We start from the raw sequence: 25,348 nt of genomic DNA on the forward strand, positions 1-25,348 counted from the left end.
CAGGGGTTTGGCGGTGTTCGCGCCTATTCGCCGTCCCAGTAATCCACTCCATCGGCTTGCCGGGCAACGGCAACAAAGCCTGACGCATTACCCTCGGCATCCACCTTGAAGTCATCCATCACGGCATACTTGCCGGAATCCGGGTACTCACAGATCTCCGGTGATTGCTGGGTGCTGACGGCCAGGTACCGCAACTCGCCGTTGCTGGTATTGATGATCTGGTGCGCCTTTTCAGGCCCGCCCGGTGGACAGGCGATCACATCACCGGTGCGGATCGGAAAACGTTCGGTTCCCAGGCGGACCTCTCCCTCCCCGGCCACAACGTAGAACATTTCCTCATTGACCCGATGACTGTGGAACGGGCTGCCGCGCATGCCTGGCTCCAGCGCATACAGGCGATAACCCAGCTTTTGCGCCCCCAATTGCTGACCGACTCGGGCCAGGCGCTGTTGATAGCGCCCGGCGGTTTCACCGCCCGGCGCAAACGCTTCGGGCAGCGGTTCAAGTTCGACTGAGTCCAGATTGAGAATGGGGGGATGCATGGACACCTCCTAGCTGCGGGCAAACGCCACGGCCTTCTGGAATTGCTCGTCTGTCGGCCGTACACCGGTATAGAGCACAAATTGCTCCAGCGCCTGGATCGCGATCACTTCAAGCCCGGTGATGACCCGCTTGCCTTCGGCGCGAGCACGCACGATCAGCGGTGTTTCCGATGGGATCGCCACCACATCGAAGACAGTTTCTGCTTTTTCGATCACTTCAGGCTCAAAAGCCAGTTGCTCGGCCTCCGGTCCTCCCGTCATGCCGATCGGGGTAACGTTGACCAGCATTTGCGGGCGACGGCTCCCCAGCTCGGCCTGCCACTCATATCCCAATGACTGCGCCAGCGCCTGTCCGGCGCGCTCGTTGCGGGCCACGATCACGCCGTTTTCATAGCCGCCATCGCGCAAGGCGCTCGCTACGGCCTTGGCCATGCCTCCACTGCCGCGCAAGGCAAAGGTCGAGTCCTTGGGCACCTGGTGTTTTTCCAGTAACTGGGCCACGGCGATGTAGTCGGTGTTGTAGGCCTTGAGATGACCGTCGGTGTTGACGATGGTGTTGATCGATTGAATGGCGGCGGCAGACGCGTCGAGTTCATCCACCAAGGCAATGCAGGCTTCCTTGAATGGCATCGACACGCCACAGCCACGAATCCGCAGGGCGCGAATCCCGGCAACGGCCCCCGTCAGGTCCTGGCTGGCAAAGGCCTTGTAGTAAAAATTCAGGCCCAGTTGTTCATACAGATGATTGTGAAAACGCAGACCAAAGTTCCCGGGGCGTGCTGAAAGGGACATGCACAGCTGGGTGTCTTTGTTGGGGTTCATCTGCATGGGCAAGCTCCTTCAAATGCACTTTTCGGATGGACGGGATTAGCCCTCCATCGGGTTCTGATCGATCATTTAAGTGTGTTATCGCGGCCTTACACGGGTCGGTAAAAAAGTCGCTACAGACCTTACACAAAATTTACCTCGCGGCCGTGCTGTTTTTCGAAAAAAAGCTGTCTTAGAAGTATCCCCGCGACAATCCCTGGGTCTATTGCAGACACAGGCGCCGGGTTGAAGAACCGAGGAACTATCATGATCCGTAAAGTCCCCACAGTAGCCTTGCTGATCGGCACCCTCGCTATCGCAGGACAGGCGCAAGCCGGTCATGGTAATGACGCCGCGGTATTTGGAGCGATCGTCGGTACTGCCATCGTCGGCTCGGCTCTGATCAACGCCAACCGCCCGGTCTATGTCGCACCGCAACCGGTCTACTACCAGCCCGCGCCGGTTTATTACGCGCCACCGCCTCCGGTTTACTACCAGCCGGCCCCGGTCTACGTGCAGCAACCGATCTACTACCGTCCGGCCCCGGTGTACTACGGCCCACCCCGTGGCTACTACGGTCCACCCCGTGGTTACTATGGCCCACCACGGGGCTACTACGGCCACGGCCATGGTCGCTGGTAACGAACGCTTCAAGCCCCGCTGAACCAGCGGGGCTTTTTTATCCCCGTTTGTCGGTACAGGTCTGGATAAATCTCGCCAAGGTCGCTATCGGGACAGTGCCCGTGGCAGAAGTTGGCAAGATGGACTCGACCCGTTTTCTGCCGTGCGGCAAAAAACGGTCATATTTTTGTCATGACAGTTCCGCAAGCTCGGTGCTGTCCGTCGAAAACAGGTTGATAACAACAAGGACGACCACATGCCCACGCAAAACCCGCACCGCATCGTCGGTCTGTGCACCTCCGGCAAGGTGTACAACGCACTGACCGAACTCAAGCACCTGGAAGGTCATCGCAGCGCCAAGTTTCTCTCGCTGCTGGCGCAAAGCCTGGTGCGCAAGGGCCTGCTCAACGAGCAGGAAGTGGTTCATATGCTCGATCAGGTGGTCGACTGACCGACCAACGGTCGTTTGCCCCATCCGGCATCAATGACCACTATCGAAAGCGTTGATTACCCCTCAAGGCACCCGGACCTTAAAGTAACTCCACAGATTGATGGAGGTACTTGTCATGTCCAAGGTTCAGATCATGTCCGTTATCGGCAGCGCCGTCCCCGCACAGCTCAGGGAACTGGGCATGCTCGCCTGCTGGTATCTGGTGCGGGACGGCGTGCAGATCAGCGGCCCGCTCACTTCGCTGCCCGCGGCAAAGGAGCTGTCGCAACGCATCGGCACTGGCCAGTCCGGCAGGCTGAGCGCTTAAGGCAGCTGCACCCGCGGTTTGGTTTCAATGAAAATGGCCCAGCTCGACATGAACAGGGCCGCGATCAACGGGCCGATGACAAAGCCGTTCAGTCCGAAAATCGCCAGGCCGCCGAGGGTCGAGATCAGGATCATGTAGTCCGGCATCCTGGTGTCTTTGCCCACCAGTAACGGCCGGAGCAGGTTGTCCACCAGCCCGATCACGAAGACCCCGAACAATACCAGCACCACGCCCTTCCAGATCGCCCCGGTAAACAGGAAAAACACCGCCACCGGCACCCAGACTATTCCCGCTCCCACCGCCGGCAGCAGCGACAGAAACGCCATCAACACCGCCCAGAGCAATACGCTGGGAATGCCCAGGAACCAGAAGATCAGACCGCCCAGCGCGCCTTGGGTGATCGCCACCAACAGGTTGCCTTTCACAGTGGCCCGCACCACACGATTGAACTTGAGCTGCAATCGGCGTTTCTGCTGCTCCTGCAACGGCACCGCCTGGCGCACCTTGCGCGCGAGTTCCGCACCGTCGCGCAGGAAGAAAAACAGCAGGTACAGCATGATGAAGATACTGACGATGAACTCGAACGTGCCCTGGCCGAAACTGAACGCCTGGGAGGCCAGCACCTGCCCACCGGTCATTGCGCTCTTGACGATTTTCTCTCGCAGCCCGCTCAACTCGCCCAAGCCGAAGCGATCCAGCAGATACTGGAAATACGGTGGCAGGCTGTGCTTGAACTGCGACACGTACCCGGCGATGTCGAGTTCACCGCTCTCGACGCGCTTGTAGAGTACCGCTCCCTCCTGGACCAGCAAGGTGCTGATGATGATCACCGGTAGAATCGCGATCACCAGGCAAATGCTCAATGTGCACAGCGTCGTGAGGTTGCGTTGCCAGCCGAACTTCAGTTGCAGTCGGCTCTGCAGTGGCGCAAAGACGATGCCGAGGATCACCGCCCAGAACGCTGCGCCGTAAAACGGCAGCAGGATCCAGATGAAGGCAGCGCTCACCAGCACCAGTAAAACCATCAAGGACTTGTCTTGCAGTGTCGTTTCGTTCATGTCCGATCCGTGCCAGCCAGTCAGGACGAAAAACTTTCGCCTTGATGTTTAGTCCGCCACGGCTCGCGCGAGTGCCATCAGTTTATTGATCCGGCATAGATCCAGGTCAATAAAGCCTTGGCACAGGGCATTTACCCTGTGCGGCTTTTGCGACCGACACTGCCATGAACCTCACCGCGCCTGAACTGCTCGCCCCCGCCGGCACCTTGAAAAACATGCGTTACGCCTTCGCCTACGGCGCCGATGCCGTGTACGCCGGCCAGCCGCGCTACAGCCTGCGGGTGCGCAACAATGAATTCGACCACGCCAACCTGGCCCTCGGCATTCGCGAGGCACAGGCCCAGGGCAAGCGCTTCTACGTGGTGGTGAACATCGCGCCGCACAACGCCAAGCTCAAGACCTTCCTCAAGGACCTTGAACCGGTGATCGCCATGGCCCCGGATGCGCTGATCATGTCCGACCCTGGCCTGATCATGCTGGTGCGCCGGCACTACCCGCAAATGCCGGTCCACCTTTCGGTGCAGGCCAATACGGTGAACTGGGCGAGCGTCGAGTTCTGGCAGCAGCAAGGCCTGAGCCGGATCATCCTGTCCCGGGAGCTGTCCCTGGAAGAAATCGCCGAGATCCGCAAGCAAGTGCCGGCCATGGAACTGGAAGTGTTCGTGCACGGCGCGTTGTGCATGGCCTATTCCGGGCGCTGCCTGCTGTCGGGCTATATGAACAAGCGTGACGCCAATCAGGGCAGTTGCACCAATGCCTGTCGCTGGAAATATTCGGCGCAACCGGCCACAGAAAACACTCTCGGCGAGATCGTGCAGCAGTATCAACCGGAACCCACCCTGGGCATCGGGGCGCCCACCGGGCAGGTGTTCCTGTTGCAGGAAGCCAATCGTCCCGGCGAACAGATGCCGGCCTTCGAAGACGAACATGGCACTTACATCATGAACGCCAAGGACCTGCGCGCCGTGCAGCACGTCGAACGCCTGGCCCACATGGGCGTGCACTCCCTGAAAATCGAAGGCCGGACCAAATCGCACTTTTATTGCGCGCGCACCACCCAGGTTTATCGCCGCGCCATCGACGATGCGCTGGCGGGCCGGGCCTTCGACCGCGGCCTGATGACCGACCTGGAATCCCTCGCCCAGCGCGGCTATACCGAAGGCTTTCTGCGCCGGCATGTGCATGACGAGTACCAGAACTACCAGAACGGCAGCTCGGTCTCGGAGCGCCAGCAGTTTGTCGGTGAACTGACCGGGCAGCGGCGGGATCGCCTGGCCGAGGTCAAGGTGAAGAACCGTTTCGGACTGGGCGATCACATGGAGCTGATGACGCCCAAGGGCAACTTCCACTTCGATCTGCATCAGTTGCAAAACGCCAGGGGCAAAGGAATCGAGGTAGCGCCGGGGGATGGGCATACGGTGTATTTGCCGATACCGGATGCAGTGGATCTGGGTTTTGGCCTGCTAATGCGGGATATCGGCACACCGTAACCCCCCCTGTAGGAGCTGCCGAAGGCTGCGATCTTTTGACGTTGCCTTTCAAGATCAAAAGATCGCGGCCTTCGGCAGCTCCTACATTGGCTGATCCTGAACCTAGGCAAACTCCTCGCGCAGCATCGCCACAAACGCTTCACGCGCCGGGTGCACCCCGGCGTTTTCGTGCCAGTAGAACAGGTTGTCGACGGCGGTCAGTTCGGGGAATTCAAACCCCACACAGCCGGCGCCTTTGGCGTATTGGTCGAACACGCCCTTGGGCACCAGTGCCACGCCGGCCCCGGCACTGACGCAACCGACAATCGCACCATAACTGGCCAGGCTGACAATCGGCAGCGCCTGGCCCTGTCGCAACAACCAATGCTCCAGCGCCGCCCGGTATGGGCAACCCTGGGGCCACATGAACACGGTCTGGTCTTGCAGATCGCTGACGTTCCGCAGCCGCCCCAGGGAGGTCGAGGCGATCAGTAGCAGCTCTTCGCGGTACATCGGCGTGCGCTTGAGGTGTGAACGCTCGACATCCACCGCCACGATGGCGCCGTCGAGCTTGTGATTGAGCGTGTCGTCGAGCAACTGCCCCCAGGAGCCGGTGGTCAGCTCCAGCGCCACCTGCGGGAAACGCTTGTGGAATTTCGCCAGCAGGCGCGGCAATCGCCCGGTGGCCGACGACTCGATGGCACCGATGCGCAACGGCCCCGAGGGCTCGGCCGACGGGTCGACCGCGCGCTTGGCCTCGGCGGTGAGGGCAAGAATTTTCGAGGCGTAGGCCAGGAAGGTTTGCCCCGACGGGCTGATGCGCAGCCCTCGGCCCTCACGCAGAAACAGCGCGACACCCAGTTCGGCCTCAAGGGCCTTGATCCGTGCCGTGATGTTCGACGGCACGCAATGCAGTAATTCGGCCGCGCGGGCGATGCTGCCGACATCGGCCACGGTCTTGAACATGCGAATCTGTGCCAGCTCCATACATCACCCATAGTGAACGATCAGAGCAGTATAAGTCAGTTGTGGCGAACGATCCGCTTTCTGATACTCGGTGCATCCGCCCACAGGTGCACGACCATGAAGCCGCTCACACCCTCCCCCGTTTCCCCCTGGAAAATCATTCTGGCCATGGCGTTTGTCGTGGCGTGCTGGGGCTATTCCCCGACCGGCATCCATATCGGCTTGCAGGCCTACGACCCCGTGCACCTGGCGCTCCTGCGCTTCCTGCTGGCTTCTGTGTTCATGGCGGTGGTCGCGATGTTCAAGAGCATTCGCCTGCCGAGCCTGCGCGATCTGCCGCTGATGTTCGGCCTGGGTTTCTTCGCGGTGAGCCTGCACCACGTGGCGATCAACTTCGGGCAGCAAGGTGTCAGTGCTGGCGCTTCGAGCGTCCTGGCCCAGACCACGCCGCTGTTCAGCACGCTGATCGCGCGCTTCGTGTTCAAGGATCAGGTGAGCCAGTGGCGCTGGGGATGCGTGCTGCTCGGGTTGTTGGGCGTGGTGATTGTGGTGGCGGGCGATCATGGCCTGGGCAGCATTGATGCCCACGGTTTGCTGATCCTGCTGGCGGCGGTGTCCTGGAGCCTCTACTTTGCCCTGCAAAAGCATCACACCGGACGTTACGACGGGCTGACACTGGTGTGTTACACGGTGTGGTCCGGGACGGCGCTGTTGCTGGTTTTCTTGCCCGGCCTGGCAGATCAAGTCGCCCTGGCACCGATGCGCGTGCAGTTTGCGGTGATTGCCCTGGGGATATTCCCCAGCGCCCTGGCGTACCTGGCCTGGGCCTATGTGCTGGCGCATGTCGATTTGAGCCGGGCGACGATGACCCTGTATCTGACGCCGCCGACGGCGATGGTGATTGCATCCTATGCGCTTGGTGAGCGGCCGACATTGATGATCGTGGTCGGCGGGCTGGTGGTGTTGGCGAGTGTGCTGGCGCTGAATCTGGAGCGGCGGGCTTTGGTTGTTAAGGCTGTCAGGGTCTGATCCAGGTTTTTTGCTGCCTGGACTGACGTCTTCGCGAGCAAGCCCGCTCCCACAGGTTTTGAGTCGTACTCAAGCACTACGGCATGGATAAAACCCCTGTGGGAGCGGGCTTGCTCGCGAAGAACGATGACTCGGTGCCACTGAAGAACAGACAACCTCAGCTAGCCGAAAACCGGTCGCGACTGTTGGTCAGGTGCAGCCACATCGCCGCCCGCGCCGCGTCCGGGTCCTGGCGCTTGATGGCATTGAGAATCGCCTCGTGCTCGAGGTTGGCCAACTGGCCGAGCTTGCTCAAGTCCACCGCGCCACGCTCGGCGGCATTGACCCGGGTGCGCGGGATCATTGCACTGCCCAGATGCTGCATGATTTCAGTGAAGCAAACGTTGCCGGTGGCTTCGGCGATCAGCAGATGAAAACGCCGGTCCGCTTCGACACAGCTGTCGTTGTTGGCCAGCAGGCTTTGATAGTCGTCCAGCGCTTCACGCATCTGCGCCAGTTGCAGGTCGGTACGGCGCGTTGCCGCCAGCGCCGCCGCCTGTGTTTCCAGGCCCATGCGCAACTCCAGAATGCTGCGCACCCCCAACGCGGTATCGACATTCAGCCGCAGCCCCTGCTCCGGCGCGCGCTCGATCACGAACGTGCCAATGCCGTGCCGGGTTTCCACCAGCCCCGAGGCCTGCAACTTCGAGATCGCCTCACGCACCACCGTGCGACTGACCCCGTGTTCCTGAACGATGGTGTTTTCCGACGGTAGCTTGTCGCCGGGCAACATCTGGCCGAGCAGGATGCGCTGGGTCAGTTTCTCCACCAGGTCATGGGCCAGGTTGTGGCTGCGCTTGCGAGCGGGTACTTCGAGGTCTTCTTGCATGGTGGTGTCCGGAAATCAGGGCTATCGAATCGTAGCACCGCGCCAGACGGGAATCCTGAAAAAATCTCGGCATCTTGTATGACAACACTCAACAACCAGCCCATTTTGATTCGTTTCAAGGGCTATCCGCCACCACCAATAGAATAAAAAACCTCTGTTAAAGCGCCATTTCATTGAATAAACGTGGTTGCAAGATGAAAAAACCTAGTTGTATGATGTCTATCAACAACGTAGCACCCAGCTTCACCCCGCATAAAAATAACGAGTGGGAGAAAACGCAGTGAATACATCCATCCCCGGGATGCACGACGACGCCAATCCAGCGCTGAAGTCCGCCATCGCCAAAGTCAAACGTCACGTCTTGCCGCTGTTCGTCATCATGTTCATCGTCAATTACATTGATCGCGTGAACATCGGTTTCGTCCGCGCCCACATGGAACACGACCTGGGCATTGGCGCGGCCGCCTACGGCCTGGGCGCCGGTCTGTTCTTCATCGGTTATGCACTGTTCGAGGTGCCCTCCAACATCCTTCTGCAGAAAGTCGGCGCTCGCATCTGGCTGACCCGGATCATGCTGACCTGGGGCCTGGTCGCCGCGGGCATGGCGTTCATCCAGAACGAAACCCACTTCTACATCCTGCGTTTTCTGCTGGGCGTGGCCGAAGCCGGGTTCTTTCCCGGGGTGATCTACTACTTCACCCGCTGGTTGCCCGGCGTGGAGCGCGGCAAGGCGATTGCCATCTTCCTCAGTGGCTCGGCGATTGCCTCGTTGATCTCCGGCCCGCTGTCCGGGCTGCTCCTGCAAATCAGCGGCCTGGGCATGCACGGCTGGCAATGGATGTACTTCATCGAGGGCATGTTTTCGGTGGGGTTGTGCGTGTTCGTCTGGTTCTGGCTGGACTCCAGACCCCATGACGCCAAATGGCTGAGTCGCGAAGAGCAGGACGCGCTGGTCAAGGCCATCGACGATGAACAATTGGCCCGGGAAGCCGCCACGCCGATCAAGCCGTCGCTGGGCAAGTTGCTCAAGGATCGCCAGATCATCCTGTTCTGCCTGATCTACTTCTTTATCCAGCTGACCATCTACGCCGCGACCTTCTGGCTGCCGAGCATCATCAAGAAGATGGGCGACCTGAGCGATGTCCAGGTCGGGCTGTTCAACTCGATTCCGTGGTTGCTGTCGATTGTCGGCATGTACGCCTTCGCTTCCCTGTCGGCCAAATGGAAACACCAGCAAGCCTGGGTCGCCACCGCCCTGCTGATCGCCGCGGCCGGGATGTTCATGTCCACCACCGGCGGGCCGGTCTTCGCCTTCGTTGCGATCTGCTTTGCCGCACTGGGCTTCAAATCGGCCTCGTCGCTGTTCTGGCCGATTCCCCAAGCCTATCTGGATGCGCGCATTGCCGCTGGCGTCATCGCGCTGATCAACTCGGTGGGCAACCTCGGCGGCTTCGTTGCGCCGACCACTTTCGGCCTGCTGGAAGAACGCACCGGCTCCATTCAGGGCGGGCTGTACGGCCTGGCCGCGACCTCGATCATCGCCGCCATCATCGTGTTTGCCGCCCGCAACAAACCCAAATCCGCGCCTGCCGTCGAATCGGCCAAAGCTGCGCCACGTCACGCCTGAAAGGATAAGAAAATGACTGCACAAGAAATCGCCAAGGCCCCGATCATCACCAGCATGCAGATTGTTCCGGTGGCCGGCCACGATGGCATGCTGCTCAATCTGAGCGGCGCCCACGGCCCGTTTTTCACTCGCAACATCGTGATCCTCAAGGACAACGCCGGCCATACCGGCGTCGGCGAAGTGCCGGGGGGCGAGCGCATCCGCCAGACCCTCGAAGACGCACGCAGCCTGGTAGTCGGCAGCCCAATCGGCACCTACCAGAAGATCCTCAATCAGGTTCGCCAGACCTTCGCCGACCGCGATGCCGGTGGTCGCGGCTTGCAGACCTTCGACCTGCGCATCACCATTCACGCCGTCACCGGCCTGGAAGCCGCATTGCTCGACTTGCTCGGCCAGCACCTGGACGTACCGGTGGCCGCCCTGCTCGGCGAAGGCCAGCAGCGTGATGAAGTGAAGATGCTCGGCTATCTGTTTTATGTCGGCGATCGCAACGAAACCGACCTCGCCTACCGCAGCGAACCGGACGCCGACAACGACTGGTTCCGCGTGCGGCACGAGAAAGCCATGACCGCCGACGCGGTGGTGCGCCTGGCTGAGGCGGCTCACGCCAAATATGGCTTCAAGGACTTCAAGCTCAAGGGCGGTGTGCTCAGCGGCGACGCCGAAATCGAAGCGGTCACGGCCCTCGCCGAGCGCTTCCCCGATGCGCGCATCACCCTCGACCCGAATGGCGCCTGGTCACTGAAAGAAGCCATCCGCCTGTGCCGCGATCAGCACCACGTGCTGGCCTATGCCGAAGACCCGTGCGGGGCGGAAAACGGCTACTCGGGACGCGAAGTCATGGCCGAGTTCCGCCGGGCCACGGGCCTGAAGACCGCGACCAACATGATCGCCACCGACTGGCGGGAGATGGGCCACGCGATCCAGTTGCAGTCGGTCGACATTCCCCTGGCCGACCCGCACTTCTGGACCATGCAGGGCTCGGTGCGCGTGGCGCAGATGTGCCACGAATGGGGCCTGACCTGGGGTTCGCACTCCAACAACCACTTCGACATTTCCCTGGCAATGTTCACCCATGTCGCGGCAGCCGCGCCGGGCGAGATCACCGCCATCGACACCCACTGGATCTGGCAGGACGGCCAACGCCTGACCAAGGCCCCGCTGCAAATCGTCGACGGCTGCGTGCAGGTGCCGCAGAAACCGGGGCTGGGGGTCGAACTGGACATGGATCAGGTCGCCAAGGCCCATGAACTGTACAAAGGCATGGGCCTGGGGGCCCGGGATGACAGCGTGGCGATGCAGTTTTTGATTCCCGGCTGGAAGTTCGATAACAAGCGTCCGTGCCTGGTGCGTTGAATCGGCAAGCGCGTTGAATCAAGGGGTGCGCGTGGCCGCCTGTTGGCGGCCGATTTTAAAAAGCGCTCGGAGCATGGCGCTTCACGCCCTAAAATGACGCGCAACTGAATCAACGACGGATGAAACCAACATGGACAGGCTGAAAAACATCGCCGCTTGCATGGCGATATTCGCCGCGGGCCAATGCGTTGCGCAGGATCAAATCGAGACAGTGGTGAACGCCGCTGTACAGCCGGTGATGCAAGCCGAGGGAATTCACGGCATGGCCGTGGCGATCACCGTCAACGGCCAGGCGCATTACTTCAACTATGGCGTCGCCTCGAAAGAAACCGGCACTCCCGTCACGCAAGACACCCTGTTCGAAATCGGCTCCGTCAGCAAAACCTTCACCGCCACCCTCGCCGCCTACGCCCAGGCCACGGGCAAGCTGTCGCTGTCGGACAAGGCCAGCCAGGTCCTGCCAGCCTTGCGCGGCAGTGCGTTCGACCAGATCAGCGTGCTGCAACTGGGCACCTATAGCGCTGGCGGCCTACCCCTGCAATTCCCCGCTGAATATGATTCGGCCGACAAAATGCTCGGCTACTACAAGCAATGGAAACCGCTCTACGCTCCCGGCAGCCACCGACTGTATTCGAACCCCAGCCTCGGCCTGTTCGGCTACCTCGCCGCGCAAAGCATGGGCCGGCCGTTTGATGACCTGATGGAGAAAACCCTGCTGCCAAAACTCGGCCTCAAGCACACCTATGTGCACGTGCCGCAGGCTCAGATGGCGCTGTACGCCCAAGGCTACAACAAGGAAGGCCAACCGGTACGGGTCACTCCGGGTGCGCTGGATTCCGAGGCGTACGGGGTGAAAACCAGTGCCGCTGACTTGCTGGCCTACGTCGGCGCGAACATAAAGCCGACGTCTCTGGAAAAACCATTGCAGCAAGCCATCGCCTTGACCCATAGCGGTTACTACACCGTTGGCGGTATGACCCAGGGCCTCGGTTGGGAGATGTATCGCTACCCGATCACACTGGATCGCCTGCTGGACGGCAACTCTACGCCAATGGCCATGCAGGCCCATGAAGTCCAGTGGCTGAACCCGCCACAAGCGCAGCCGCAGGACGCGCTGATCAACAAGACAGGCTCAACCGGTGGTTTTGGGGCTTACGTGGCGTACGTGCCATCGAAGGACATTGGCATTGTGATGCTGGCCAACAAGAATTATCCCAATGCAGAACGGGTCAGGATTGCTCATCAGATTCTGAGCGCCCTTACCCGGTAAGACCGCCCCGCCTTGCATACCCACATAAACCAAGTAGGATTCGCGCCTCTTTTTTGCGTCACCTGGCCACGCATCAGGTCTGCCGAATCCTTTGGGGGGGGGGGTGGCGGGACTATGCTGAAACAGGACATGAGGATTGATCCATGAAAGTGCTGTTGGTCGATGACCACGCTGTCGTGCGCATGGCGATCGGAATAATTCTGGCCCGTGAAGGCCATGTCATCGTCGGCGAGTGCGACAACGGTGTGGACGCGTTGAGCAAGGCCTTCGAGCTCAAACCCGATGCAATAGTGCTTGACCTGGATATCCCGCAACTCGATGGCATGGCGGTGATCGATCGCCTGCGCATCGGCGGCAGTCCGGCTCATGTCCTGGTTCACACGGGGCTGAAAAGCCAGTCGTACGCCGCGCAATGCATGCGGGCCGGTGCAGCAGGCTTTCTGTCGAAGGCCGATGACCCGGTGGAGATCGTGACGGCACTCAAGGCGCTAGCCAATGGCAAATCCTGGTTCCCGGTCGGTACGCTCAAGTCGGTGCGCCACAGCGATTTCGCCCGCAACGATGTGCAACTGCTCAGCGGCATTACCCGGCGCGAACTCAAGGTGTTGCACGGCCTGGCCCAAGGCCTGAGCAACAAGCAGATCGCCGACGACATGTTATTGAGCAACAAGACAATCAGTACCTACAAGACCCGCCTGATGCAAAAGTTGAATGCCAGTAATTTGCTTGAGTTGATCGAGTTCGCCAAACGCAACGACCTGGCCTGACCCATGAATCGACTGGTCCTGCGGCTGTCGGGAGTGCTCGGTCTGATACTGGTGGCCCTGAACGCCTGCGCCGATCCCCTGACGCTGCTCAGCCGTGCGCCCACGAGCGACATGAGCCTGGCGCTCAACACGGCGCAGCGTCAGTGGCTGGAGCAGAAGGACGTCTTGCGCGCCGGCGTTTATCTGCCGGACCGTCCGCCACTGGACATCACTGCCAACCAAAAGGACTACGAAGGTCTTTCAGCCGACTACCTCGACTGGCTCGCGCGAGCCTTGGGCGTACGTGTACGCGTCGAACGCTATGCCAGTCAGGCCGATGCGTTGAGTGCTTTGCAACGGGGCGAAATCGACCTGGTGCCGCGGATCAATCACCTGGAAACGCAGTACAGCGACCTGCGCCTGAGCGCACCCTATGCCTACGACCAGGCCGTGCTGGTCAGCCGTTTCGGCACGCACTGGATGAACAATGAACTGCCGCCGGGAACCACGGTGCTGTTCGATCCGGACTGGATCCAGCAGGATCGGGTAATCTCGCTGTTTCCCGACCACCCGGTGCAAACCGTCGATTCGACCCAGCACGGCCTCGGCATGGTGGCCTATGGCGAAGGCATGGTGCTGCTCACCGACGCGATTTCCGCACAGTACCTGCTCGAACGCAGTTACCAGCAGAGCCTGAAACAGACTGTCCAGCGCGATTCCGAAGGCCTGGGCTTCAGTTTTGCCATGCAGCGCCAGAACACCCGCCTACTGACCCTGCTCAACAGCGCGCTGGCAACCCTGTCGCCCCAGGAACGCGTGGTCATTGCCCGCCACTGGGGCATTGGCGCCAACCCGGGGCTCGGCTACAAGCGCTTGCAGTTGACCGCCACCGAGCAGCAATGGATCAAGGACCATCCGCAGATCGAAGTGCTGGCCAACGACCTGTATTCGCCCTTCAGCCTGTTTGATTCCCACGATCAGATGCGCGGCATGGCGGCGGATCTGCTGGAGATGATCAACAATCGTACCGGCCTGGTGTTCCGCCCGCGCAAGATTTCTTCGGTGCAAGCCATGATCCGCCGCACCGAACGCGACCCGCCCGCTCTGATTGCGGCACTGACCTACAGTGACCGGCGCGAGGAACGGCTGGCGTTCTCCCGGCCCTATATGATCAACCCGTTCGTGCTGGTCACCCGGGTGCAGCCTGAACATGAGGGCCTGGTCCGACTCAAGGGGCAGTCCGTGGCGATCATCAAGGATTCCGCGGCGGCCAACTGGCTGGAGCGCGAATGGCCCGACATCAAGGTGGTCGAAGTCGATACACCGATCGAGACTTACGAATTACTCGCCGAAGGTCAGGTCGATGGCGTGATTCAGCCACAACTGGGCGCCGGCTACCTGATCGACCGGTTCTTCCGTGGCCAGTTGCAGATCGATTCGGTGCTCGGCGCGCAACCGGCGCTGATCGCCTTTGCCAGCGGCAAACAGAACGCCGAACTGGTATCGATCCTCGACAAGGCGTTGCTCGACATCTCGCCCGATGAATTGAGTGGCCTGGCGAGCCGCTGGCAGAACCCGCAGCAAAGCCACGGAGGCTGGAGCGCCTACAAGAACTGGTTCTTTCGGGCAGTACTGGGGATGGTGCTGGTGCTGTTGGTGGTGCTTGCCTGGAACTTCGGACTTCGCCGGCAAATCGCCGAACGCCTCAAGGCGCAAAAAGCCTTGAACGACCAACTGGAATTCATGAAGGTACTGGTGGACGGCACACCGCACCCGATCTATGTCCGCGACCGCAGAGGCCTGCTGCTGACCTGCAATCGTGCCTACGTGCAAACGATGCAGGTCGAGTTGGATCAGGTGCTGAACAAAGGCTTGATCGAAGCCGATATCCTGCCCCTCGACGACGCCCACAATTACAAGCGGATTCACCGTACGACCCTTGAGAGCGGGGAGCCGTCCTTCGACAACTTCACCATGACAGTCAAGGGCCAGAAGCGCCACGTCTACCACTGGGCACTGCCGTACCGCGATTCCAATGGCACCATGACCGGCGTCATTGGCGGCTGGATCGACCTGACCGAGCAACACCACCTGCAACATGCGCTGATCCAGGCCAGGAAACAGGCCGAATCGGCCAATCGCGGCAAAAGCCATTTCCTGGCGGTCATGAGCCACGAGATTCGCACGCCCATGAGTGCACTGGTGAGTGTGCTTGAATTGCTGCGCGAAAATCAGCCCGAACAGAATGCCGATGCAGGACTGATCGACATCGCGCAGAAATCCGCCAACGGCATGATGGAGTTGATTGGCGAGATTCTCGACCTGTCGAAAATCGAGTCGGGGCAGTTTGAGTTGCGCAGCACCAGCAGCTACCCGCAACGCCTGGCGCGCACGGTGATGCAGAGTTTCGCCAGCCTCGCCCAACAGAAAAACCTCGCACTGGAGTTTGTCAGTCATGGCCCGGACATCACGGTGCAACTTGACGCGCTGCGCTTTCGGCAAATCCTGTCCAACCTGGTGAGCAATGCCATCAAATTCACAACACAGGGTACGGTGACCGTCGAGCTGAGTCTGAGCAGCGATACGCCGTTCGCGCACCTGCAACTGGTGGTACGAGACACCGGTATCGGCATGGACGAACAGCAACGCCAGCGCCTGTTCCGACCCTACACCCAGTTCGCCGACCAGGACTGCGAATTGCAGACCGGTACCGGTCTGGGCCTGGCCATCTGTCAACAACTGACCCAACTGATGGGTGGCCGCCTGGACTGCACCAGCACCCCGGGCCAGGGCTCGTGCTTTACGCTGACGCTGCAGGTGACACCCGTCAGCGAAGGCGACGCACCCTCGCCCATCGATACCGCGCCATTACCACCGCTACCGCCGCTCTACGTGCTGATTGTCGAGGATCACGAGTTCAATCGCGTGGTATTGCAACGCCAGCTCGAATCCCTGGGGCTGCGTGTCACCTGCGCCGAAAACGGCCTGGAAGGCTTCAATCTCTGGCGCCAGGACAGGTTCGATTACCTGATCACCGACTGCAGCATGCCGCTGCTCAACGGCGACAAGATGACCCGCCAGTTGCGCGCCATCGAAGTGGCCGAAGGTCGCACGCCGACCCATGTGGTGGGGCTGACCGCCAATGCCCAGCCAGAGGAAATCCAGCGTTGCCTCGAAGCCGGGATGAACGCTTGCCTGTTCAAGCCGCTCACGCGTAGCGCGCTGGAACGTTACCTGCACGAGTCCGAACGGACGCGCCAGGCCAGCGAGCCGTGCTTCGACCTGTCCAGGGTCACCGACATTACCGCTGGCGATGCGCTGATGAGCCGCCAGTTGTTGACGACCGTGCTGCGTACCAACCAGGAAGATTTCGACGCCATGCAGGAACTGTTTCGCGCGGGCGACTTCCGGGCCATGGGCCGGCGTTGCCACAAAATCCTTGGCAGCGCGCGGATCATTCATGCAACGCCGTTGATCAGGGCCTGCGAACAGCTGGAGTCAGGTTGTGAGGCAACGACCACCCAACAGGAAGTGCATCGTTTGTTCGAGGCCTTTGCTCGCCAGATGAAGCGTCTGCAGACGCACATTCAGTGCGTCATCGACAGCGATAGCGTGTAGGACATCAATCATCCGGCATTTCAGGCGGCTTGGCGGGCTTGGCCGGTTTGCCTGGTTTTGTACCTTTGGCGCCTTTGGCCGCCGGCTCGGCTTCAGTGACGGGAGCCGCCACGGTCGCTGTAAACTCTTTCTCGGCCGCCGGCAACTGATCGACAGCGCTGAAAATCTCGTCCAGCTTGAAGGCGTCCGATTGTTCAAGTTTCTTTTCGCCGTCCTTGCCGACCAGAATCACCTTGGTCTTGGCGCCGGCACCCAGTTTGAGCGAGCGGATCAGCGCCGCCGTGTCCTGTGGCCCCAGGTCCTTGCCGTCGCGCTGGCCCATCAGGTTGAGTACGGTGTAGAGCACCATGTTACGGTCGGTGAATCCCTTGCGGTTGGCCGGCTCATCCAGGGACTTCTTCAGGCTGGTCCAGGCCGGATCAACGGTGCTTGGAGCGATGACAATCAGTGGTCGGGCCCTGCCCTTGTCCATGTCCAGCGGTGAGTCGCCATCGGCGGCGAACGAGGTGCCAGCAATCGCCAGCAAGGTAGCCAGGGTCAGTGACCTGATGAGCATGCGCATCTCCTTTTGATATCCACGCTCTAATGATTGCGCATCGCGGCGATCGTTCCGGGTGACGTACCGCAATATTTTTCGCCTTGCCCCAAGCTTAGGTCAGGGCGGTCATTGCGCAATAGGCTGGGTGAATCATGAGGCTCATGACAACCCACCGATCCGTGATGGGCCGAGCCTGGCGAGCGCCAGGCAGGCCAATGATCAGGCGGGAGGACGGCGGGTGTGCCTGGGAGCTGAACATCAACCTGCCGAATACCGCCAACCCCCAGGTAGGAGCTGCCGCAGGCTGCGATCTTTTGATCTTGATCTGACATTTCTGCATACACCGCATGATCCGCAACAAGATCGCAGCCTGCGGCAGCTCCTACAGGATCCGGTTCATCCCGCCAAACGGGTAACCGATCCGGAGCTCCCACAGGGCATTGCGTGCAGGGGTTAAAACGCCAGTTTGTAGCCGATCAACAACAGCATGGTCGCCAGGCAAGGGCGCAGCAGTTCGTCGGAGATGCGCCCGGTCAGGTGGCTGCCCAGGTAAATCCCCGGCAACGAGCCCACCAGCAAGTAACCCAGGACGTGCCAATCCATGTTGCCCATGCTGGCATGGCCAAGGCCCGCGACCAGGGTCAGCGGCACCGCGTGGGCAATTTCAGTCCCCACCAGACGGCGGGTCGGCAGCATCGGATAGAGAATGAACAGTGCCACCGTGCCCAGTGCGCCGGCGCCGATGGACGTCAGCGCGACCATCGTGCCAAGGACCAGCCCGGTGATGACCGTCATCACGTTCAAGCGCAGTCCGCTGGGGTTGTAGTTGCCGCCCGCACGCTTGTGGGCGAAGTCGAGCAGGCGCTTCTTGAACAGGATCGCCAGTGCCGTGGCGAACAACACAAACCCGAGGGCCTGCTTGATGATCGCGTTCATCGCCTCGGGGGCGCTGTGCAGGGTACTGAGGAACCACAGCGTCAACACCACCGCAGGCACGCTGCCCAAGGTCAGCCAGCCGGTAATCGCCCAGTCGATGTTGTTGTTCTTGCGGTGAACCAGGACACCGCTGGATTTGGTGATGGCGGCGTACAACAGGTCGGTACCGACCGCCGTCGCCGGGTTGATGCCGAACCAAAGCAGGATCGGGGTCATGAGCGACCCGCCACCTACGCCAGTCATGCCGACGATGAAGCCGACAACCAGCCCGGCAACGACCAACCCGATGTTCACTAAATCCATGAATACTTCCACAAAGATCGCAGGGGAAATCTGGCCCGCAGCATAGCGATATTTCTTATAACCAGTTATATCGATACGATCTATCTTTATACCCTGAACTCAATTCCCACAAGGAATATGTGTCGTGCTCACTGCACCGGCAGGAAATTCAGGAACAGCAGGCTCTGCGCATAGTTCAGGCCGATGCGCCGGTAGCGTTCGTCGAGCATCTGGGTCAGCAGGTCCAGCCGGGCGACGATTTTGCCGAACTCCACGGCAAAGCTCAGGTTGCTGCCCTCCTCCGAGATTTCGTTGGAGAACAGCAAGGGCTGGCCTTCTTTGTTCTGTCGCTGACTGAGGATCCAGGTGGCGATCTCGATGTTGCGCGCGGCATTGCTGACGAATACCGGGTTGATCGTATCGGTCATGTAGAACTCGAGGCGATTGCCATGGGCGGTCACCAGCATGCTGCCGATGGCATAGATGAACGCCCCGACCCGGTCGCCGAGAAACTCCGGGCTCATGGCAAAACGCAGGGCCGCGAGGTCCTTTTTGCCGCCCAGGGTCGGTAGTGGTTGCTGCAGCTCGATGGCCATGCGCACTTGCTTGCCGGCGGTGCGGGCATCGAGGAAACCGGATTTTTTCAGTTCATCGGGGTTACGCAGGTAAAGCTTGCTCATCAGCAGGTAAAGGCTGTCGAGGTTGTCGCGCATGGTCAGGGTGGCCATGCGATCGACGCTGGTCTGCAGGAACTCCTGGGGTTTGCCTTCGCGCATCTGGTCAATGATGTCGCCGCCCTGTTGCTGGCTGCAACCGGTGACGAAGAACATCGACAAACCTGCCAGGAGCAGGCAATGACGGCGGATTTTAGTAGTGATTGCGGGTGAAACTCGAGCCATGGGTTCTTGGACTTGGGCATGGGCCGGCGGTGGGGATCGCCGCAGGCTGCCATGGATAGAGCCGGACATTTCGAAAAAGTGCAGTACCGGGTGGCACCAATCGATCACTGGCAGGGGAATGTTCAAAGAAAAAACGGATCAGAAAATCATCAGGTCGGTGCACACGCCGTGTAGGAGCTGCCGCAGGCTGCGATCTTTCGATCTTGAACAATCAAAGTCAAAAGATCGCAGCCTGCGGCAGCTCCTACACTATTCACCGAGTACACACAGGAGGTTTGCATGCGCACGCTTGAACTGGCAGGCACCAGGGTCCCGGTGATCGGCCAGGGGACCTGGCAGATGGGCGAAGACCGCTCACGGCACACGGAAGAAGTCGCGGCACTGCGCCTGGGCATCGAACTGGGCATGACCTTGATCGACACTGCGGAAATGTACGCCGAAGGCGGCGCCGAGGAAGTGGTCCGCGATGCCATCGCCGGCCAGCGCGACAGCGTCTTTCTGGTCAGCAAGGTGTACCCGCACAACGCCAGTCGCCAGGGCATTCCCCAGGCTTGCGAGCGCAGCCTGCGCAGGCTAGGCACCGAGTACATCGATCTGTATCTGCTGCATTGGCGCGGCCAGTATCCCCTGGAAGAAACCGTCGAAGCCTTCGAGCGCCTGCGCGAAGCCGGCAAGATCGGTCGTTGGGGTGTGTCCAACTTCGACCTTGACGACCTGCTGGAACTGGACGCCCCGTCTTGTGCCACCAATCAGGTGCTCTACAACCTGGAACAACGGGGCATAGAATTTGATTTACTGCCATGGAGCCAGCAACGGCGGTTGCCGGTCATGGCGTACTGCCCGATTGGCCAGGGCGGTAAACTGCTCTTCGACGCCACGCTCAGGCAGGTGGCCGCACGGCACAGCGCTACAACGGCACAGGTGGCGCTGGCCTGGATACTGCGTCAGGAAGGCGTGATCGCCATCCCCAAGGCGGTCCGACCCGAACATGTACGCCTCAACGCCCAAGCCGCCACGTTACAGCTTGAGCCCGGGGATCTGGAGGCGCTGGACCAAGCGTTTCACGCGCCACAACGCAAACAGCGGCTGGCCATGGTCTGAACCACCGCAGTCAGAGAGCTTCGCCATGAGAAGCACCGACCACCTGGACCCGTTCGATCTGCAACGCTTTCTCCAGGCTCAGGACCCGGTATTCGACCGGGTTCAAAACGAGCTGAACAACGGACACAAGCGCAGTCACTGGATGTGGTTCATTTTTCCCCAGTTTGCCGGGCTCGGCGGCAGCGAGATGTCGCGCCGCTTTGCCATCCGCTCGCGGGAGGAAGCCCTGGCCTACCTTGAGCACCCGTTGCTGGGCGCCCGGCTACGCACCTGCACCCAGGAAGTACTGAACATCCGGGAACGCTCGGTAGCGGGGATTTTCGGTCATCCCGACGACCTGAAGTTTCATTCCTCGATGACCCTGTTCGCCCAGGTCGCCGACGCCGACAGCCTTTTCCAGCAAGCGTTGAACCAATACTTCCACGGCATCCTGGACGACTGGACCCTGTCGCTGATGGACTCAAAACAGGCCCAGTTGCCCACCCACCAGGGTTGAGAAGTCGTCGTCGACAAACGGCAGTATCGCGTCCGCCACCGGTTGCAGCTGCCGGGTGATGTAGTGGTCGTAATCGATGGGCGAGCTGCTCACTTCCAGTGGCTCAGGGCCGGCGACGGTGATCACGTAGCTGATCCAGCCGCCGTTCTGGTACTGGCGCGGGCGCCCCTGCCGATCGTTGTACTCGTCGGCCAGGCGCGCCGCGCGCACATGGGGCGGTACGTTGCGCTGATAGTCATCGAGGGTACGGCGCAGGCGTTTGCGGTAGATCAGCCGGTCATCGAATTCACCGGCCAGGGTCTTGCGCACATAGTCACGCACATAATCCTGATAGGGCTTGCGCAGGAAGATCCGCGAATACAGTTCCTGCTGAAATTGCCGGGCCAGCAGCGACCAGTCGGTGCGCACGGTTTCCAGGCCTTTGTAGACCATTTCGTCGCTACCGTCCTCCCGGGTGACCAGCCCGGCATAGCGTTTTTTACTGCCCTCTTCGGCGCCGCGAATGGTCGGCATCAAAAAGCGCTTGTAGTGGGTTTCGAACTGCAATTCCAGAACGCTCTGCAGGCCGTACTCCTGCTGCACGTGCTCGCGCCACCACTGATTGACGTGCGCCACCAGCGCGTGGCCGATCTGCGCCGCCTCCTGCTGGCCATGGGCGCGACGCAGCCAGACGAAGGTCGAATCGGTGTCGCCGTAAATCACCGCATGCCCCTGGGCTTCGATCAACTGGCGGGTACGCAGCATGATTTCGTGCCCGCGCAAGGTGATGGACGACGCCAGGCGCGTGTCGAAGAAGCGACAACCGCTGGAGCCGAGCACACCGTAGAAGGCGTTCATGATGATTTTCAGCGCCTGGGACAGCGGCGCGTTGTGTTCGCGCTTGGCGGTTTCCCGGCCTTCGGCCACCCGGGCGACGATGGACGGCAGGCAATGTCGGGTGCGGGAAAAGCGCGCACCACGAAAACCCGGCACCGACTCGCTGTCGTCCGGGTGCTTGAGCCCTTCAATCAGCCCCACTGGATCAATCAGGAAGGTGCGGATGATCGACGGATAAAGGCTTTTGTAGTCGAGCACCAGCACCGATTCGTACAGCCCCGGCTGCGAATCCATGACAAAACCGCCGGGGCTGGCTTGCGGTGGCTTGCCACCGAGGTTCGGCGCAACGAAACCCTGACGGTGCATCAGCGGCATGTACAGGTGCGTGAACGCCGCCACCGAACCGCCCATGCGATCGGCCGGCAAACCAGTGACGCTGGCCCGCTCCAGCAGGAAGGTGAGCAACTCGGTCCTGGCGAAAATCCGTGTGACCAGTTCGCAGTCCTTGAGGTTATATGTGGCCAGCGCCGGTTTGTCCTCGGCGAACATGCGATTGATTTCGTCCATGCGCTGGTACGGGTTGTCGATGGACTTGCCTTCGCCGAGCAAGGTTTGCGCGACGTTTTCCAGGCTGAACGAGGGAAAACTCCAGGTCGCCGAACGCAGGGCCTCGATACCGTCGATGATCAAGCGGCCAGCGGCTGAAGCGAAGTAATGGTTTCCGCTGCCGTGTTCACGCCACTGCATTTCCTCGCCGCCACGCCCCAGCTTCAACGGCACCGCCAGGCGCCGGGCGTGTTCGTGGAGCACCCGCAAGTCGAACTGCACGACGTTCCAGCCGATGATCGCGTCGGGGTCGAACCGGGCAAACCAGTCGTTGAGCCTTTTCAGCAACAGGGTGCGCGAATCGCAGTATTCGAGATGGAAATCCACCTGGCTGGCATCGCCATTGGGCGGACCGAGCATGTACACCTGACGCTCGCCGCAGCCTTCCAGGGCGATGGAGTACAACTCGCCCTGGGCGGTGGTCTCGATGTCCAGGGACACCAGTTTGAGGTTCGGCCGGTAATCGGGATCGGCTTTCATCTGCGCATCGAGCAGCAGGCCCTCGGCATTCGCCGTGCCACTGAAACGCACCGACGCGGTAATGAAGCGTTCCATCATGTAGCGTTCCGGCGGGCGCACATCGGCTTCGAACACCTCGACCCCAGCCCGGCGCAGCGCGGTTTCCAGGCGCATCAACTGGCCGTGTTGCTGGCAATAGAGACCGAGGACCGGGCGATGTTCGAAATCCTGCAGGGCCAGGGGCCTGAGCTCGACGTTCTTCTCGTCATGCAAAATGCGTTCGGCGGGCTCGCGCTGCGCAGCGGGGATGAACGCCACCGACGGTTGATGAGGCAGGCGGATACGCCGGGGACCGCTGTCGGTCGCCAGCCAGAATTCGACTTCCGTACCGGCCGGGGTGTCGCGCCAATGCCGGGTCAGGACGAAGCCCTGCTGTAGATCCACCACTGCAAACCTCGAAACTGATTCAGAGGGTGATTCTACCCGTCATCCGTCGCGATAGCGCGTTTGCCGCCGGTCTACCAGGCAGACACCGACCCTGTGGGAGCGGGCTTGCTCGCGAAGGGGCCATAACATTCAACATCTTTGTTGGCTGACAGTCCGCTTCGCGAGCAAGCCCGCTCCCACAGGTAAGGTGCTGGCCCGAAATGTGAGGTTTGCCAAAGAAAATCCGGCAAATGACGTTTTTTGCGTGTTATCTGCCGCATTCGCCCTTGCCCTGAACGCTCGCGTCTACGATTCTTCAAGAACAACGACAACACCCGAGTAACCACCATGAAAACCGTCGCCCAGCTGCTCAAGCTCAAAGATCAGAAGAATCAGGAAGTCCACCAGATCAAACCCGACCACATGGTGCTCGAAGCGCTGATGAAGATGGCCGAGAAAAACGTCGGCGCCTTGCTGGTGGTAGAGAATGAAGAAGTGCTGGGCATCATCAGCGAACGGGACTATGCGCGCAAACTGGTGCTGCACGGCCGCTCTTCGGTGGGCACGCCGGTGCGCGACATCATGGTGTCTCCGGTGATTACCGTTGATACCCACCAAACCGTGGAGACCTGCCTGGGCATCATGTCCGATAAGCGCCTGCGTCACTTGCCGGTGGTCGAAGGTGGCAAATTGATCGGCCTGCTGTCGATCGGTGACCTGGTCAAGGAAGCCATTGCCGAACAGGCGGAACTGATCAAGCAGCTGGAACAGTACATTCGCGGGGAATAGTCGACACGCCGAGGATCCCTTGTGGGAGCAGGCATGCTCCCACATTGGGTTTTGGGAGTTCAGGCCGGCCAATGCCGGGCGAACACCGGTGCCAGTGCCGGGTGGCGGTCGATTCGTTCCAGCCAGGCGAAAAACCCCGGCCGGGCGTTGCGCAAATGCTCACGACTGCCCGCCCACCGTGAGATCACCGCCGCCAGCACATCCAGGGCTCCTGGCTTCTCGCTGCCCAGGTACAACTCGCCCGAGAACTGATCGGCAAACACCTCCCAACTCCAGTGCAGGCGCCGGCGGGCGCCCTCCATGAGGTTCTGCCTGGACAACTCATCCGCCTCGGCCAGCCAGCGCTCGGGGTAATCAATGATGCCGATGGCCGCATAACAATTGCTGACGATGTATGCCATGCCGCGAATGGCCTGGCCTCGCTCGGCTGGATCCTGCGGTAACAACCCCGATGCGGGAAAGGTCAGCCCGAGGTGGATCAGGATCGCCGCGCTCTCGGTCAGGACAGCGCCATCGGGCAGCTGCAAGGTTGGAATCTGTTTGAGCGGGTTGAGCTTCTGCAGCGCCTGGGCCGCCTCCGCGGACGACTCGACATCGATGAAGCGATAAGGAACATCGCAGAGTTCAAGTGCAGCCTCGATGGCCGCTGCGCCAGAGTTCTGATGGCCGTAGAGCTGGTACATACACGTCTCCTTGCATACCGTGACCTCTGCCGGGCCACATCGACCGTCGCGGCAGAGGAACGCGCCAGCTAACCAGTGTAGAAGCCACCACCCACCACACAGCGATCATCCGACGATCGCACCATCACGCTCACCAGGGGTGTGCCGCAAGTCCTATCATTGCCGTCGATGTTCACCATCACTTCAATGAAGTTCTCTTAAAAAATCCCCGGCGTAACATCTGCTCCATACCAACCCATAAGCACCCCGGAGCACACCATCATGAAACGCCAGACCCTCCTCGGCATCGCTTTCTCGGTTTTCGCAGTTAACGTTTTCGCCGCAAACTCCGCTCAACCTGTGGTCGCTGAAGGCGGCTCGGATCGTCTGATTGAAAGCCGTGTGGCCGAGGGTGGTTCCGATCGCCTGATCGAGAATCGCGTGGCTGAAGGTGGTTCGGATCGCCTGCTGGAAAACCGCGTCGCTGAAGGTGGTTCGGACAAGCTCCTGCAAAACCGCGTCGCCGAAGGTGGTTCGGACCGCCTGATCGAAAGCCGCGCTGTCTGAATGCAGTGCCTGAGCGCAGGACTCAAAGAAAACCCG

23 protein-coding genes and 1 pseudogene are annotated in these 25,348 nt (G+C 60.7%); 14 read left to right on the forward strand and 10 right to left on the reverse strand.

All coding sequences use genetic code 11. The annotated features are described in order from the left end of the window. Positions 1-23: 23 nt before the first annotated feature. Both ACM6IT_RS28640 and ACM6IT_RS28645 read right to left on the reverse strand, forming a co-directional pair. Positions 24-542, reverse strand: a complete 519-nt coding sequence (locus ACM6IT_RS28640; protein WP_056722441.1) for a cupin domain-containing protein — start codon at positions 540-542, stop codon at positions 24-26. Between the two features lie 9 nt (positions 543-551). Then, a complete protein-coding gene (locus ACM6IT_RS28645) occupies positions 552-1,370 on the reverse strand; it encodes a shikimate 5-dehydrogenase (RefSeq protein WP_056722443.1) in 819 nt (272 codons plus the stop codon). Between the two features lie 246 nt (positions 1,371-1,616). On the opposite strand from ACM6IT_RS28645, the gene ACM6IT_RS28650 reads away from it, so the two are divergent. The 3 genes from ACM6IT_RS28650 to ACM6IT_RS28660 all read left to right on the forward strand — a co-directional run bounded on the left by ACM6IT_RS28650 (position 1,617) and on the right by ACM6IT_RS28660 (position 2,728). Next, positions 1,617-1,991, forward strand: coding sequence for a hypothetical protein (locus ACM6IT_RS28650; protein WP_056722445.1), 375 nt, complete (start codon positions 1,617-1,619; stop codon positions 1,989-1,991). A 235-nt stretch (positions 1,992-2,226) separates the two neighbouring features. Further along, a complete protein-coding gene (locus tag ACM6IT_RS28655; RefSeq protein ID WP_056722446.1) occupies positions 2,227-2,421 on the forward strand; it encodes a hypothetical protein in 195 nt (64 codons plus the stop codon). Positions 2,422-2,536: 115 nt separating this feature from the next. Next, positions 2,537-2,728, forward strand: a complete 192-nt coding sequence (locus ACM6IT_RS28660) for a hypothetical protein (protein ID WP_414912765.1) — start codon at positions 2,537-2,539, stop codon at positions 2,726-2,728. Here the strand turns inward: ACM6IT_RS28660 and ACM6IT_RS28665 are convergent. Continuing rightward, positions 2,725-3,786, reverse strand: a complete 1,062-nt coding sequence (locus ACM6IT_RS28665; protein WP_414912766.1) for an AI-2E family transporter — start codon at positions 3,784-3,786, stop codon at positions 2,725-2,727. The genes ACM6IT_RS28660 and ACM6IT_RS28665 overlap by 4 nt on opposite strands. Positions 3,787-3,950: 164 nt before the next feature. Here ACM6IT_RS28665 and yegQ point away from each other — a divergent pair, with 164 nt between their 5' ends. Further along, positions 3,951-5,276, forward strand: a complete 1,326-nt coding sequence (gene yegQ, locus ACM6IT_RS28670) for a tRNA 5-hydroxyuridine modification protein YegQ (RefSeq protein ID WP_414912767.1) — start codon at positions 3,951-3,953, stop codon at positions 5,274-5,276. Positions 5,277-5,378: 102 nt separating this feature from the next. Here the strand turns inward: yegQ and ACM6IT_RS28675 are convergent, their stop codons facing one another. Beyond that, positions 5,379-6,242: a LysR family transcriptional regulator gene (locus tag ACM6IT_RS28675; protein ID WP_414919159.1), complete on the reverse strand. Its 864-nt coding sequence runs from the start codon at positions 6,240-6,242 to the stop codon at positions 5,379-5,381. Positions 6,243-6,338: 96 nt separating this feature from the next. Between ACM6IT_RS28675 and ACM6IT_RS28680 the strand changes: the two genes are divergently transcribed. Beyond that, positions 6,339-7,250, forward strand: coding sequence for a DMT family transporter (locus ACM6IT_RS28680; RefSeq protein WP_414919160.1), 912 nt, complete (start codon positions 6,339-6,341; stop codon positions 7,248-7,250). Positions 7,251-7,407: 157 nt separating this feature from the next. Here the strand turns inward: ACM6IT_RS28680 and ACM6IT_RS28685 are convergent, their stop codons facing one another. Beyond that, positions 7,408-8,118, reverse strand: coding sequence for a FadR/GntR family transcriptional regulator (locus ACM6IT_RS28685; RefSeq protein ID WP_056722458.1), 711 nt, complete (start codon positions 8,116-8,118; stop codon positions 7,408-7,410). Between the two features lie 280 nt (positions 8,119-8,398). On the opposite strand from ACM6IT_RS28685, the gene ACM6IT_RS28690 reads away from it, so the two are divergent. The 5 genes from ACM6IT_RS28690 (at position 8,399) to ACM6IT_RS28710 (ending at position 16,735) form a co-directional block, all read left to right on the forward strand. After that, positions 8,399-9,745: an MFS transporter gene (locus tag ACM6IT_RS28690; RefSeq protein ID WP_414919161.1), complete on the forward strand. Its 1,347-nt coding sequence runs from the start codon at positions 8,399-8,401 to the stop codon at positions 9,743-9,745. 12 nt (positions 9,746-9,757) lie between these two features. Then, positions 9,758-11,101, forward strand: coding sequence for a glucarate dehydratase (gene gudD, locus ACM6IT_RS28695; RefSeq protein ID WP_056722463.1), 1,344 nt, complete (start codon positions 9,758-9,760; stop codon positions 11,099-11,101). Between the two features lie 160 nt (positions 11,102-11,261). Further along, the gene (gene ampC / locus ACM6IT_RS28700) at positions 11,262-12,371 is read left to right on the forward strand and encodes a class C beta-lactamase (protein WP_414912857.1); all 1,110 of its coding nucleotides are present in this window, start codon (positions 11,262-11,264) and stop codon (positions 12,369-12,371) included. Between the two features lie 143 nt (positions 12,372-12,514). Continuing rightward, on the forward strand, positions 12,515-13,138 hold the full coding sequence (locus ACM6IT_RS28705; RefSeq protein ID WP_056722467.1) for a response regulator transcription factor: 624 nt from the start codon (positions 12,515-12,517) through the stop codon (positions 13,136-13,138). A gap of 3 nt (positions 13,139-13,141) precedes the next feature. Then, positions 13,142-16,735, forward strand: a complete 3,594-nt coding sequence (locus ACM6IT_RS28710) for an ATP-binding protein (protein ID WP_414919162.1) — start codon at positions 13,142-13,144, stop codon at positions 16,733-16,735. 4 nt (positions 16,736-16,739) lie between these two features. On the opposite strand, the gene ACM6IT_RS28715 is transcribed toward ACM6IT_RS28710, so the two are convergent. The 3 genes from ACM6IT_RS28715 to ACM6IT_RS28725 form a co-directional block, all read right to left on the reverse strand. Beyond that, a complete protein-coding gene (locus tag ACM6IT_RS28715; RefSeq protein ID WP_414912773.1) occupies positions 16,740-17,291 on the reverse strand; it encodes a DUF4174 domain-containing protein in 552 nt (183 codons plus the stop codon). A 435-nt stretch (positions 17,292-17,726) separates the two neighbouring features. Beyond that, a complete protein-coding gene (locus tag ACM6IT_RS28720; protein WP_223541409.1) occupies positions 17,727-18,512 on the reverse strand; it encodes a sulfite exporter TauE/SafE family protein in 786 nt (261 codons plus the stop codon). 128 nt (positions 18,513-18,640) lie between these two features. Beyond that, positions 18,641-19,390, reverse strand: coding sequence for a hypothetical protein (locus ACM6IT_RS28725; protein ID WP_414919163.1), 750 nt, complete (start codon positions 19,388-19,390; stop codon positions 18,641-18,643). 279 nt (positions 19,391-19,669) lie between these two features. On the opposite strand from ACM6IT_RS28725, the gene ACM6IT_RS28730 reads away from it, so the two are divergent. Together ACM6IT_RS28730 and ACM6IT_RS28735 are read left to right on the forward strand one after the other, a co-directional pair. Continuing rightward, on the forward strand, positions 19,670-20,491 hold the full coding sequence (locus ACM6IT_RS28730) for an aldo/keto reductase (protein WP_414919164.1): 822 nt from the start codon (positions 19,670-19,672) through the stop codon (positions 20,489-20,491). Positions 20,492-20,516: 25 nt separating this feature from the next. Beyond that, on the forward strand, positions 20,517-20,987 hold the full coding sequence (locus ACM6IT_RS28735) for a DUF1810 domain-containing protein (protein WP_414912776.1): 471 nt from the start codon (positions 20,517-20,519) through the stop codon (positions 20,985-20,987). On the opposite strand, the gene ACM6IT_RS28740 is transcribed toward ACM6IT_RS28735, so the two are convergent. Continuing rightward, positions 20,952-23,312, reverse strand: coding sequence for a DNA polymerase II (locus ACM6IT_RS28740; RefSeq protein ID WP_414919165.1), 2,361 nt, complete (start codon positions 23,310-23,312; stop codon positions 20,952-20,954). The two genes, ACM6IT_RS28735 and ACM6IT_RS28740, sit on opposite strands and share 36 nt — an antisense overlap. A gap of 330 nt (positions 23,313-23,642) precedes the next feature. Here ACM6IT_RS28740 and ACM6IT_RS28745 point away from each other — a divergent pair, with 330 nt between their 5' ends. Next, positions 23,643-24,083, forward strand: a complete 441-nt coding sequence (locus ACM6IT_RS28745; RefSeq protein WP_056722481.1) for a CBS domain-containing protein — start codon at positions 23,643-23,645, stop codon at positions 24,081-24,083. Positions 24,084-24,142: 59 nt separating this feature from the next. On the opposite strand, the gene ACM6IT_RS28750 is transcribed toward ACM6IT_RS28745, so the two are convergent. Further along, positions 24,143-24,766 carry a glutathione S-transferase family protein gene (locus ACM6IT_RS28750; RefSeq protein ID WP_056722483.1) on the reverse strand — a complete coding sequence of 208 codons (624 nt, stop codon included), beginning with the start codon at positions 24,764-24,766 and terminating at the stop codon, positions 24,143-24,145. A gap of 261 nt (positions 24,767-25,027) precedes the next feature. Here ACM6IT_RS28750 and ACM6IT_RS28755 point away from each other — a divergent pair. Next, positions 25,028-25,303, forward strand: a pseudogene (locus tag ACM6IT_RS28755) (hypothetical protein); the annotation flags it as partial. Between the last annotated feature and the right edge of the window lie 45 nt (positions 25,304-25,348).

Source organism: Pseudomonas sp. IT-P4 (assembly GCF_949767755.1).
In the GTDB taxonomy this organism is placed as follows: domain Bacteria; phylum Pseudomonadota; class Gammaproteobacteria; order Pseudomonadales; family Pseudomonadaceae; genus Aquipseudomonas; species Aquipseudomonas monachiensis.